General features: G+C 69.3%; 9 protein-coding genes. 7 read left to right on the forward strand and 2 right to left on the reverse strand.

What is annotated here, in order from left to right:
• Positions 1–10: 10 nt before the first annotated feature.
• Positions 11–1954: a tachylectin-related carbohydrate-binding protein gene (locus tag AOM45_RS31275; protein ID WP_051783018.1), complete on the reverse strand. Its 1944-nt coding sequence runs from the start codon at positions 1952–1954 to the stop codon at positions 11–13.
• A gap of 532 nt (positions 1955–2486) precedes the next feature.
• Here AOM45_RS31275 and AOM45_RS31280 point away from each other — a divergent pair.
• From AOM45_RS31280 to AOM45_RS51220, 7 genes are read left to right on the forward strand one after another with little or no spacing between them, the layout of a single operon-like run.
• Positions 2487–3434 (forward strand): vWA domain-containing protein, encoded by a 948-nt coding sequence (locus tag AOM45_RS31280; protein WP_156093709.1) that lies wholly within the window; start codon positions 2487–2489, stop codon positions 3432–3434.
• On the forward strand, positions 3431–4999 hold the full coding sequence (locus tag AOM45_RS31285) for an Hsp70 family protein (RefSeq protein ID WP_035909651.1): 1569 nt from the start codon (positions 3431–3433) through the stop codon (positions 4997–4999). The genes AOM45_RS31280 and AOM45_RS31285 overlap by 4 nt, the downstream gene beginning before the upstream one ends.
• Positions 4996–7533, forward strand: a complete 2538-nt coding sequence (locus AOM45_RS31290; protein WP_030466668.1) for a fibronectin type III domain-containing protein — start codon at positions 4996–4998, stop codon at positions 7531–7533. The genes AOM45_RS31285 and AOM45_RS31290 overlap by 4 nt, the downstream gene beginning before the upstream one ends.
• Positions 7534–7541: 8 nt before the next feature.
• Complete coding sequence (locus tag AOM45_RS31295; protein ID WP_051783020.1) at positions 7542–8645, forward strand: TRAFAC clade GTPase domain-containing protein; 1104 nt, start codon at positions 7542–7544, stop codon at positions 8643–8645.
• Positions 8642–10852, forward strand: coding sequence for a GAP1-N2 domain-containing protein (locus tag AOM45_RS31300; RefSeq protein ID WP_030466670.1), 2211 nt, complete (start codon positions 8642–8644; stop codon positions 10850–10852). The genes AOM45_RS31295 and AOM45_RS31300 overlap by 4 nt, the downstream gene beginning before the upstream one ends.
• Positions 10853–10863: 11 nt before the next feature.
• Positions 10864–12450, forward strand: coding sequence for a TRAFAC clade GTPase domain-containing protein (locus tag AOM45_RS31305; protein ID WP_156093710.1), 1587 nt, complete (start codon positions 10864–10866; stop codon positions 12448–12450).
• A complete protein-coding gene (locus AOM45_RS51220; protein WP_156093711.1) occupies positions 12447–12584 on the forward strand; it encodes a hypothetical protein in 138 nt (45 codons plus the stop codon). Before AOM45_RS31305 ends, AOM45_RS51220 begins: the two co-directional genes overlap by 4 nt.
• Here the strand turns inward: AOM45_RS51220 and AOM45_RS31310 are convergent.
• Positions 12562–13050, reverse strand: a complete 489-nt coding sequence (locus AOM45_RS31310) for a nucleotide exchange factor GrpE (RefSeq protein ID WP_081901975.1) — start codon at positions 13048–13050, stop codon at positions 12562–12564. The two genes, AOM45_RS51220 and AOM45_RS31310, sit on opposite strands and share 23 nt — an antisense overlap.
• Positions 13051–13152 lie beyond the last annotated feature (102 nt).

A 13152-nucleotide genomic window follows, 5' to 3' on the forward strand; every position in this document is an offset into this window, starting at 1 on the left:
AGCGAGGCGATCAGTACCCGTACAGCGGGCCTCCGGCGAACCGCAGCGGGGTCGCCGGGTCGGCCGGTACTGACACGCTGAAGAGGTGCCGGCGGTTGCCTTCGGATTCCGCGGAGAGGAGCACCTCTCCCGTCCTGCTCATGGCCAGCACCGTCGGGGTGTTGAACCAGAAGTCACCCGAGACCTCGACAGGCGTCCACGGGAACGCGAACTCGGTGCTGCCGGGGCCTTTCGACGTGGTGACGTACGGCTTGCCGTCAGCGGGTACCGACACCGCCACCGTGCCGTTCGGCAACAGCAGCGCGGACACCGGCTCGGAGAGGACACCGCGCCTGCCGAACTCGCCGAGTGACTGCCAGGTCTCCTCGAAACCGGTGCGATCGGCCTTCTCCCGCCGCACGTGCACGATGAAGATGCCGTCCTCGGTGCGCAGAACGGCGAACACGAGGACGGTGCCGTTGCTGTCCAGGACGGTCGTCAACGGGCCGGGGACCCTGGCACCGGTGAGCTGCCCCGCCGGCACGGGAGCCGTTCCCGGAGCGTGCCGGAAGACGTGCGGCACACCGGACTGCTCGGTGGCCAGCACGGTCGTCTCGTCGCCACGGGTGATCGCGTTGATGGCGAAGTAGTCCGCGGCCGGGTCGCCGAACCGGCGCCAGGCGAGGAAGTCACCGTTGGGCAGCTGTTCACGGACGTACAGGTGGCCGACCTCGTCACCGGCCGAGGCGAGCGCGTACACGGCGAACGTTCCGTTGGCCCGCCGCACGAGCGTCGGCGGAGCACTCATGGCACCGCGCAACGGGACCTTGGTGGTGGCCTGCCAGTTGCCCCCGCGCAGCGTCACCAGGTCCACGCCGGAGGAACCGACGCCGGCGGCGAACGTCACGGTGCCCGCGGAGCGGTCGACGAACGGCGCGTAGATGCTGCCGTAGGTGCTCGCCTCCCACGTGGGGCGCCAGTTCTTCTCGACCGGGTCGTACCAGTCGGTGACGAACCCGGTGTGGTACTTCCTGCCCAGCACGTACCGGCCACCGGAGTTCAGGTCCGCGACGTGCGGCGCGTCGACGCCGCCGCCCACGTGTCCCGGCTCCGCAGGGCCGGGAAGTGCGACCGAGCAGTCGGACGTCGTCGCCGTGACGTCCACGTCGGTGCCCCAGCCGGTGCCGATCACCGAGCCGGTCGCGGTGCGCCAGCCGGTCGTGTCTTCCGTGAACTGGTTCCACCGGAGCTCGCCGGTGTCGGGCCGCACCGAGTAGTAGATGTCGCCGCCCGGCGAGAACAACGTTCCGCGGCCGTTCCAGCCGACCGCCGGAACGGCGTCGAAGGCGACGAACCGTTCGCTGGCCGTGTGGTACCGGAACCGGTGCAGCGCACCCGCGGCGTCACGCGCCTGGAGGCCACCGTCGCCACTCGCCGCTATCAGGTCGAACCGGCCCCAGCCGACGTCGAGGACCCGTCCGCTGCCGGGAGCCCAGCCACCGGCCTGCTCGTCGTGGCGCCACCACCGCAACTGGTCGCCCTCGAGGGTGTAGAAGGAACCGTCGGCGGCCACGGTGATCTTGCCGCGGTTCGCGGTCTCGACGAACTTCTGCCAGCCCCAGCCGATCGTCTGGAACTGGCCGCCGCCGGGATACGTGTCCCAGCCGCTGCCGTTGTAGCGCAACCGCCGCAGCTCACCACCCGAGGTGATGTTGTAGACGCGCCCGTCCGGCCCGGCGAACGTCTTGCCGCCCCAGCCCCACCCGATCTGCTTCACGCCCGCCCACGAGAACCCGCCCGTAGTGGGGGCCGAGTGTTCGTACAGCCACAGGTCGCCGTCGGCCTGCGTGGTGAAGACCTTCGCGACCGGTCCGCACGCGGCGTCGGCGGCAGCGGCGGTCGCGGTGACCGACGCGGTCAGTGTTCCCGCGGTCAGGGCAGCGGCAAGGCAGAGCGATCTCAGCTTCCCGTTCACAGTGGATCCCCCCCAGGTATCTGTGGTGCCGGGGAAGCATACGACGCAGTACCGACAATTCCGGCGTGCTCGGCGGGCGCCGGGGAGCCGGCCCACCCGCCCAGGCGGTAGCCGGTACGCCTCTGCCAGAAAGCACGCGAACGACATCGGAAACCGCTGGTTATTGACGTTCGCTCACGTTTCGTCCCGCAGTGAGCACTTGACCCCGGGCGATAGAAGAAATACAGCTTTCGACTCGCCCACGCTCATGCAGCAGGGCCTGCGGAATTGCTGCACCGACTCGTTCACATGCTGCGCAGACGGGCCCGTGTACATCAATCAGCGCAGGCGATTCGCGTTGTGGACATAAACGTGACAGAAAGTTGCACAACCGTACGCCGACCTGCTCGGACCACTATGCTCCACCTCCGCAGATCAGGCTCGTCCTAATCGAGGGCCTGCACGCGGTCTGCCTTTTGGTTCTGCGAAAACCGCATGTCGCCAGGGAGAATCGCCGTTGGAGTCGGAGATCCGCCGGTCCAGCCTCTTTTCAGTGGTTGTCGCCGTGTTGCTGCTGTGCGCACCGGCGGCCGCGGCTCAACAGGGGAACCCGCCGTGGCCTTCTCGGTGTCCGCTCAAGCTCGGGCTGCTCATCGACCAGTCGGACTCGATGGGCAGCCGGTTCGGCGAGGTGCGCGAGGCCACCAGAAACGTGATCGACGCGTTGCGGGACAAGCCGTCCGAGGTCACGATCATCGGCTTCGGCACGACGGCGCGCACGATCAGGTCGGGCGTGGACGTGTCCGATGCGGACCGCAGACGGTCGCTCAAGGCCGACGTCGACGAGCTGTCCGCCGGGGACGTCACCGGTGGCGCGACGAACTGGGATGCCGCGATGGCCGCCGCGCTCCCTCTCGACCTCGACGTCGTCGTGCTGATCAGTGACGGCCTGCCGACCGCGTACGGAGATCCGGCGGCGGACGCGCCCGAGCAGCCGTTGGCCGTCGCGGTCGCCACCGCCAACCGGTTGAAGAGCTCCGGAACCCGGATCGTGGCGGTCGGCATCGACCTGCAGGCGGGCGTCGACGAGAACCTCGAAGCGATCACCGGCCCGACCGCTGGCCAGGACTACTTCACGAGCGACACGCACGGCCTGTTGCACATGCTGTACGAGATCGTGGCCAGCTCCTGCGGTGTCCCGCTCACGGCACTTCCCACACCCGAGCCCGGTGTGTTCCCTTGGCTGGAAGCAGTTCTCGGCGTGCTGGCCGTGTCCGCGGTGATCGTGCTGGCCGCGATCGTGCGGCACCGCAGGCGAAAAGCGCCCACGGCACCTCATCCTCCGCGGCGCGCGCCGTCCTCACCCGCTCCGGCCGAGGCGATCGACCACGGCGGCATCGCGGACCGGTTGCGCGAGAAGCCGAGCCCGCCCGCTCACCGCTCGATGTCACTCGACTTCCTCCATGACTCCAAGCCGCCCACCACGAAGGAAAATCCATGACCCGTCGCCCTGTGCTCGGCATCGACCTCGGAACGACCTACTCGTGCGTCGCGTCGCTCGACGAGAACCAGCGGGTGTCGGTGCTGCCGAATCAGGAAGGTGACCTCACCACACCGTCCGTGGTGTTCTTCGAGCACACCGGCAACGTCACGGTCGGCAAGTTCGCGAAGAACGAGCTCAGGCACGAACCCGGACGTGTCATCTCACTGATCAAGCGCCACATGGGTGAGGAGGGCTACACGGTCGACGTCGACGACAAGCAGTTGTACCCGCAGCAGGTGTCAGCGATCATCCTGCGCCAGGTCGTCGAGGACGCGCTGAGCGTGCTCGGCCTCGAGGTGCCCGCGAGCGGCCCGCTCGCCGAGGTCGTCGTCACCGTGCCCGCCTACTTCGGCGCCGCCGAACGCCAGGCCACCCGCGACGCGGGCGAGATGGCGGGACTGACGGTCGTCAACATCATCAACGAGCCCACCGCGGCGGCCATCGCCTATGGGCTGATCTCGTCGGGAGGCGGCGAGCGCAACGTGCTCGTGTACGACCTCGGCGGTGGCACGTTCGACGTCACCATCATCAAGGTGTCCCAGACCGAGATCCGCGTCGTCGCGACGGGCGGCGACCACCAGCTCGGCGGCGCGGACTGGGACACCCGGATCGTCGAACTGATCTGCGACAAGTTCGCTGAACAGCACTCGGGTGCCGACCCGCGCACCGACCTGGACGCGGCGGGCACGATCGAGCTGCTCGCCGAGGAGGCCAAGAAGGCGCTGAGCAGGCGGGACAGCTACACCACCACGGTGATCGCGAACGGCGAACGGGCCAAGGTCGAGATCACCCGCACCGAGTTCGAGGAGGCGACCGCCGATCTCGTCGGCAGGACCCTCGACTTCACCAAGGACGTGCTCGGGCACGCACGGGACAAGGGCGTCGACCGCATCGACGAGCTGCTGCTCGTCGGCGGCATGTCGCACTCCCCCGCCGTCAAGGAACGGCTGGTGCGGGAGTTTCCCGAGCTGCCGACGCCACAGCTCGCGGACCCGGACCAGATCGTCGCGAAGGGCGCGGCGCTGTTCGCCGCGAGCACCGTGGCGGAGACCGACGGCACCGAGCTGATCGGCCTGCCGGGCGGCGGCGCACTCCCCCAGATCATCAACGTCACGTCCAAGGGGTACGGCATCGCGGCGGTCCGGGACGTCAAACGTCCCGACGACCTGACCGTGGCCTGGCTGATCAGGCCGAACGACGAGATCCCCAGCTACCCGCAGAAGACCTTCTACACCATCCAAGACAACCAGCGGACTGTCGAGATCGCGGTGTACGAGTCGACCACCGACGTGCTCAGCGAGGTGCTGGCGGACAACCTCGAACTCGTCAAGGGCGATCTGGTCGACCTCCCGCGCGGACCGGCGGGCGAGCCGCTGGAGGTCGCGTTCAAGCTCGAAGGCGACGGGATCCTGCACATCAAGGCGACCGCCGCCAACGGCAAGGAGATCACCCTCCAGGCGAAGATCAGCGGAATGATCCCCGAGGAGGTCAAGCGGGCTCCGCTGCCCGCGCTGCTGCGGTGACCGGCTGGCGGTTCGACCCGGCGCGCTTCGTCGACGAGGTGCTCAAACCGGTGCAGGACGGCTGGCGGCCGGACGAGAACCTCTTCCGCGTCTACCTGCTTCCGCTCGACGCCGACGACACGCACGTCATCACGACCGCGCTGGAGGAGGTCGGCAGGCAGTTCACCAAGCAGCAGTACCGCGCGTTCCGCCGGGCCACGGAAATCCTGCGCGGCCAGCACAAGGAGGCCTCCGCGACGCTGCTCGACCCGGCGCGGAGGGACAGCCACCGCGCCGTGGTCAGGGCGAGCCACGGCAGACTCGCCGCCGCGGTGCGGCAACGCCTCGGCGGCGCGCCGGGCCTGCCGCCGGCCGAGGTAACCGCACTGGCGCGGACGCTGAAGGTGTCCCGGACCGCGATTCTGGCCGTGTTGAGGGAGGTCGGCGGCCGCGAGCAGGCACCGGCCGAGCTGCCCGACACCCCGGAACCCGGCCGGTGGGCGGAGGTGCGCGGGTACCTGGTGCAGCTGCGCCACGACTCGCTGTGGGACTACCTCTCGGGTCTCGGCGGAGTCGCCACGACACAACTGCACCTGTCGGAACGCCGGGAGAAGCTGCGCGTGTCGCGCTCGGCCGACTCGGCGGCGGAAACGACGCTCCTGCGGCTGGTCCAGCAGTGGATCGAGACCGGCGGCCTCACCGCGGCACTGCGGCACGAGCTGCTGAGCCGGCTCACCGACCAGGCCGCGTACGGCTACGCCGAGGCCGTGAAGGCGGCCAGGGCCGCACGACACCTGAAGGCCGTCGGCCTCGACCTGGATCCCGACGCGGTCGCCTTCGCCGTGTGGTGCGCCCACCAGTTCACCGCGACCGAACGCCAACCGAGCTGGCAGGAGCACTACCAGCGCGCGGTGCACGATCTGAGGCTGCGTGCCGCCCTGACCGTGCTGAAGCAGCAGCCGGCGCTTCCGGGCGAGTGGTCGGGACACCTCGCCGCACTGGAGCTTCGACTGTCCACTCTGGACGCCGAGTTGGAACGCTGCCGTGCGCTCGAGGCGACCGACGTGGAGGCAGCGGTCGCCGGCTACCGCAAGGTCCGGGAAGAACTGTTCGACGAGAAGATCGACACCGCGCTGGAACGCTGCCGCCCCGCGGCACCGGCCGGCGCGACGGCCGAGGTGCGCGACGGCCGGGTCGTCGTGTCCTGGCCGCCCAGCACGGCCACGGCGGGCCGCATCAGCTACCGGGTGAGTCGCGGGAACACGGTGGTGGGCGAGGACATCACGGTCCTGGAGTTCGCCGACGACCACGTGCCCACCGGAACCCCGCTCGTGTACTCGATCCACGCGCTGCGCGACGGCAACCCGTCGGCCGGGGCCGCTCGCACGAACACCGTCGTGGTGCTGGGCGAGGTGCTCGACCTGGAGGCGCGCGGAGAGCCCGACGCGATCTCCGGCCGGTGGCGGCTGCCCGGCGGCGCGATCGGGGCACAGGTCACGAGGTCCGGCGGGACGCTGCGCGAGGTGCACTCCACCACCTTCACCGATCACGACGTCGAGCCGGGCAGGGCGTACGACTACCACGTCCGCGCGAAGTACCGCCTGCCGGACGGAACGGCGGCACTCAGCACGGGTCTGCACGTGACCGCGAGCTGTCAGGAAGTCCCTCGAGGTGTCACCGATCTCACCGGTGCGTTCGACGGGGACGAACTGGTGGTGCGCTGGACACCGCCACCGCGCGGGGACGTCGAACTGCTCGAGCTCCGTGCCGGGGAGGAACCTCCGGACCCGGACGTCGTGTCGGTGGCACGGGCACGACGACGTGGAACTCCGTTGCGGGTCATCGGGTTCATCGGCCGGGGAGAGTTGCGAGGACGCACCGGCTCGCAGGGCAAGCGGCTGACGCTGGTGCCCGTCACCATCCTGGGCGAGCTGGCCGCGATCGGCCGTTCGTGCGAGGTGGACGCGCGGCACAGTTCGGTGCGCGGGCTGAGAGCCGACCGGCTGGGCTCGACCGTGCGACTCACCTGGGAGTGGCCTGCCGGGGTGTCCGCGGCTCGTGTGGTTTGGCGGAAGTCGGTCAGGCCCACCGCACCGACGGATCCCGAGTCGAGCTGCGAGGACGTCACGCGCGTCGCCTACGACGGCGCCGGAGTCTCGATCTCGGTGCCCGAGGGCGACTACTGGTTCGGTGTCTGCACCTCGTCGTCGACGAACGGGGTGCTCGGCTTCGGGCCGATGGTGCTGTGCAGGCAGTCGACCACGGGAACCGCGCGGTACACCGTCCGCCGCGCCGGGATCCGGCGGCGGCGCCGCACGCTGGTCGTCGAAGGAGAGCAGGACGTGCCGTCCGTGGTGCTGGTGGCCAAGTCCGGTGTCCGCCCGATGAACCAGGACGACGGGGAACAGTTGCTGCGACTGGACGGTGGGACGTCGGTGCTGGAGGCGGAGTTCGAGGTGCCCGCGCACCTGCGCCGTCCCGTGCACCTGCGCGCGTTCTCCCAGGACGAGCGCGTCGTCCTCGTTCCGTCCCGCCCCGATCAGCTGATCGTGTGAGGAGCTCATTGCCTGCCACCACGACCTGCCCGTACTGCTGGACCCGGCACAAGAACGCCGACCTGCGGATGCGTTGCGGGGACCAGTGCGCGAACAAGGGGGAGATGTTTCCCCAGCGACAACTCAGGAAGGGACGCTGCCCGCACGGCGAGCTGCCGCAGACGCGGCGGGCGTGCCCTGCGTGCGACGGCGACCTCCTGCGCGAGTACGTCGACAGCGGCGGCCGCAACATCGCGGTGATCGGGTCCGCTGACTCCGGCAAGAGCACGTGGGTCGGTGTGCTCGTGCACGAGTTCCAGCGGGGCCAGGTGAGCCGGCGGTTCACCGGCATGTCGCTCGACCTGCTCGGCGAGAAGTCACGCGTCCGGTACAAGGACGACTTCGAGGTCCCCCTGTTCGAAGAGGGGCGCCCGGTGACGAAGACGAGGTCCGCCCGTGCGAGCACACCAGAACCGTTGATCTTCAGCCTGCGCTTCCCGCGCACGCGGTGGTACGGCACGAACGGCGTGGCACAGGTGGTCACCGTCTTCTACGACACCGCGGGCGAGGACGTGGCCCGGGCGGAGGCGATGGACCTGCTGATCCGCTACCTGGACGCGGCCGAGGGAATCATCCTGCTGCTCGACCCGATGCAGATGCCGAGGGTGCGCGACCAGGCCGGGGCGACCGGTGCGACCGTCATCGACCAGCTGCACGTGGTGAACAGGCTCGGTGAGCTGCTGCGGGAACGCAGCCACAGCTCGGTCGACAAGCTGCTGCGGACACCACTGGCGATCGCGCTCACGAAGCTCGACCTGCTGCGCGACACGTTCGGCCCGGAGTCCCCGTTGCGCCAGCCTTCCCGCCACGACGGCGTCTACGACGACAACGACGGCCGCGATGTGCACGAGGAGGTTCGCGGCTGGCTCGACCAGTGGTACGACCCGGCGTTCGACCGCACGATCGCCAACACGTTCCAGAACTACCGGTACTTCGGCATGTCGACGCTCGGCGCACCGCCGGTGGACGGCACGCGGCTGTCGCCGAGCGGCGTGCACCCCTATCGCCTGGAGGACCCGATGTTGTGGCTGCTGGCTCGGTTCGGGGCGATCAAGACGAAGGGAAAGCGATGAGCGTGCGCCAGCTGCACTACACGTCGTGCGAGAACGGACTCGAAGGCATCCAAGGCTTTCAGGTGAGCGCGCTGACGCCCGGTGCACCGAAACCGTTGGTGGAGCTCGCGGTCAGGGCCAGCGCCTACACGACCGGCCCCGGGCTGGCGGCGAACGGTGACCTGAGCAGGTTCCCCGTGGCGTTCGGCTACGTGCCGTCCGGGACCGCGGCGACGGTGTTCCAGAGCCGCTACACGGGCGCGGACTTCACCGGCAGGATGGGCAACTACTTCGCGCACGCGCTGCTGATCGACGACGTGGCGCGCGAGTTCGCTGACGGACTGCCGATCGACCTGTGGCGCAACCCGGCGTGGGTGCACGTATCACAGGGCACCCGCGACCTCCCGGAGCTGCCCGGCGTACCGCTCGGCGCCGGCACGGACGTCACGACCACGCGGCGGTTCGTGACCGGGGAGGGCAGGCTCGCGACACTGGAGCAGGTCCTCAGCGCCGTGCAGCGGGTGCTGACCTCCGGCCGGGGACGGCTCGTACTCGTGGTGCCCGACGACGAATCGGCCGCGCGCTGGCTCGCCGCCGCCTGCCGGTCGCTGCCGCGTTCACTGGCACTGCGGATCTCCTTCATCACCTACACCGCGCGGCCCGAGGACACCGACGTGCTCATCGGCTGCACCACACCGGACGTGCGGTTGCCGTCGTACGGCGAGTTCACCCCGCTCGACCTGACGGCCGGCACGTCTCCTGACCCGGACGGCACGCGGTACGCCTCCGTGCTGACCCGGCTGTGGGACCGCGACGCGGTGGCGGTGGCGACACACCTTGCCGCGCAGGCGGATCCGCAGCTCGCGGCCGCCGATCTGGAACCGTTCGCGGTGTTGCTGGAGATGGCGACGGACCTCCGAACGGCCGCACTGCCGGACGAGCCGCTGCTGCTCGACGCGGTGCGGCTGGCGGTGAACAGGTTGGCGAACGCACTACCCGAACAGGCCTGGCAGCGAATCTCCGACCACGTGCTGGACTGCGGCGGTCCGGCCGACGTCGGCGCCTGGTGCGAGGTGTTGCGCGCCGCGAGGCAGCAACGTGAGCCGGTGCCGTCCGCGTTGTTCGGCACCTACTTCATCGCGGCCCTCAAGTCGCCTGAACGCCTGTGGCTGCCTGCGCTCACCGCCGCCGAACTGGAGGACGTCGCCGAGAACGTGGTGTTGCCGGGGCTCGGCAACACACAGCTCGTTGAACGGCTGGGTGAGCACCGCGACCTGTTCGAGGCGCTGGTGCGGGTGCTCGACCGCCGGCTCACCGACCAGCGGGAGAGCCTGCGACTGGCCACGACGCTGCCGGTCGCCGCGGCCAGGTTGCTGGCCGGTGCCGGCACGCACCGGATCGCGCTGCTGACCGATCTCGTGCTCGCCAGGCACGGCGCCATCGACCCGGTGAAAGTGCTGTGCGACGCGTCGCGGGTGCCGGCGATCGAGTGGAGGCACCTCGGCACCGTCCTGTGGCCGGAAGATCTGTCCGTTGAGGACTGCCGGCGACTGCTCAAGGCGGTGCCACCCGACGTGCTCGGTGGCACCGGCCTGACCTCGCGGATCACCGAGCAGGCGCTGAAGGAGAGCACACTCGCCGACGAGCTGCTGCGATCGCCCGCGGCACGTCAGCTGTCGGCGAAGGACGAGGCCACGTTGCGCGCGGCGACGCGGATCCAGCACTTCCGGACGTCGTCTCCCACCCGCACCTCCGGCCGGCTCGTGCAGTCCAGTCTGGACATGGCGGCGTCGTTGCCGGAGGAGGTCGCCGCCGCGCTGCTGGCGAGCATCGCGGCCTTCACCCTGCGCGCGGATCCCTTGCTGCACAGCGAACTGCTGGACCTCGCGATGGACGGCCACGCGGACCGGTTCCTGCCCGTGTACCACGACACCGCCCGCACCGACCTCGCCACCGCGCGGCCGGAACTGGTGGCGGCCGCGATCATCGTGTGGCGCGACGTAGAGCACGCCAGGACGCGCCAGCGGCTCACCGAGGAGACGCTGGCCGCGGCGGTCGCGCACCGCAAGCGCAAGCACCTCGACCGGATCGGCGACCTGCTCAAGCCGACAGCGGACAAGCTCGGTGTCTCGCCGCCGAAGCAGGGCTGGGGCCAGTGGTGGCAGAGCTGGCGCGCCGTGCACGAACGACGCGGGCTGCTCGCGCGGTTCGGGCTGGGGAGGCGCTGACCATGTGGTACTTGATCGTTTTTGCCTTCGTGGCTGCGGTGGTCTGCTGGGTCGGCCCGTTCGTGGTCATGGGAGCGGCGATCTTCGCGTTCTGCGTCGGCGCGGTGGAGTACGTGACGTCCGCCCTGGCCGGGTTCACACCGTACGGTGACACCAAGCACCTGAACATCGCCCCACCGGCGGCGTCCGATGACGGGCCTGATCCCGCCTACCGCAGCTATTACGCCGGCCCGATCCTCCTCGACTACCAGAAGGTGCTCGCGGCGACCTTCAAACAGATCTGGGCCAAGATCATCGAGGCCAAACCGGACGAGCGCACGGGGATCGCGCCGCCGTCGTGGATGAACCGCCTCTGGAACTGGCAGAAGATCACGGCGCCTGGACCGTTCGGCGCGGTGAGCGCCGTCGTGGTCAGCATCGGGCTGGTGATCGGCACGGCCGCCGCGATGGCGTTCGTCGCCGTCACCTCGCTGATCTTCCTTTTGCTGCTGCTCGGCCTCGTGCTGGGCGCACTGGGAGTCGCTGGTGGTTCGCGCCTGGCCGAGCTCGGGCTGCTCTTCCTGCGCGGCATCACCCTCGAGTGCCCGACCTGCCACGAGAAGGTCATCCGGCCGATCTACCGGTGCCCGCAGTGCAACGCCGCGCACCGGCGGCTGGTGCCCGGCACGACGGGTGTCCTGCACCGGACGTGCGGCTGCCACACGCCGTTGCCGACGCTGCTCCTGCTGGGCAAGACCAAGCTCCGTTCGTACTGCACGAGGCACATGCATCCGTTGCCGTTGGGCGGTCTTTCGGCGCCGACCGTGCACATCCCGGTGATCGCCGGCCCCACGGCGGGCAAGTCGGTGTTCATGTTCTCCGCGATGTCACGCCTGATGTTGCGGGGAAACGGGTTCGAGTTCGCTGACGAACGCGCGAAGGACGAGTTCGAGGACAAGGTCAAGCAGGGCCTGCACACCGATCCCAGCCGTGCCGTCAAGACCGTCGTCACCCGTCCACGCGCGTACAACGTGTACGTGGGCGCTGAGGGCAGCCGAAGCAGGCGGCTGCTGTACCTCTACGACCCCGCGGGAGAACACGTGGAGAGCGTCGAGCTCCTCGCGAACGCCCAGTTCCTCGGCTTCACCAAGGGAATCGTTTTCGTCGTGGACCCCTTCTCGTTGCGGCAGGTTCGTTCGGAGACCGACCGCACGGTGCTCGGCAAGGTGCGCGCTTCGAACACCGCACCCAAGGACGTGCTGGAGCGGTTCGTCGAAGCGTTGGTGGAGAAGGGGATCTCCCGCAGCGGAAAGCGGATCACCATCCCGGTGGCGGTCGTGCTGACCAAAGCGGACGGGCTGCATTTGTCCGGTGTCCGCCACCCGTACACCGGACTGCAGGACGAGTCACGGGAAGGCAGGGACACGGCGGTGCGGTCGTGGCTGGACGAGGTGGGCCAACGGGACCTGATGTCCTCGTTGGACAACCACTTCTCGACCGTGTCGTGCTTCGCGGTCAGCTACGAGGACGCGGTCGACGTGTCGGTGCACGGTTCTCTCACCAACGACGACCCGGCCGCGCCGGTGATGTGGTTGCTGGACAAGAAGGGCAGACCATGACGAACGAGGTTCCCCGCTCGATCGCCACCGGGCGTCAGGTCGCGATCGGCCTGCTGATCACCGCGATGGCGATCACCGTGCTGCTCGTGCTGTGGATCGTGGCCGCCGGCGTCACGGCTCCACCGGTGGTGTGAACTTGAAGACGTCGACCTCGGCGAACCGCACGACCCTGGTGTCGGCGCGGTATCCGGGCCTGCGCACCTCGGCGATCCTCCCTTCGAGCGCGGGGTCGTCGACCGGCCTGGCGCGGATCACCCGGTGCTCGTGCCGGTCGAACGGCGCGCCCTCCTCCGCGTGGAACTCCTCGACGCCTTGGCGGTCCAGGACGAGCGTGACGTCCTCGACGATCTCGTCGCACAACCGGGCCGCGTCCGCGCCGGACTGTTCCCGCAGCGACGCGGCCCGGCTCCGCCAGTCGTCGGCGAGCTTGACCAGCTCGCGCAGGGCGGGCTGGAGGCCGCGCTGCGACTCGGCGTTGCGCAGCCGTTCGTTCTCGGCGTGCAGCCGGTCGATGACCTCGTTGAGGAACTTGCTTTGCGCGTGCAGGCCGGCCAATTCCGTGTTGATTCCGTTCAGCACTGCCTCGAGCTCATTGTCCACATCTCCAAGATAATGAACAGGAGCCTGTCCGGCAAGTAGTTCACAACCCCATCAGATAAGGCCTGACCTGCGGTTAGGCCTTCTTTCGCCCTCCACGAAGAA

Source organism: Lentzea aerocolonigenes (assembly GCF_000974445.1).
GTDB classification, from domain to species: domain Bacteria; phylum Actinomycetota; class Actinomycetes; order Mycobacteriales; family Pseudonocardiaceae; genus Lentzea; species Lentzea aerocolonigenes.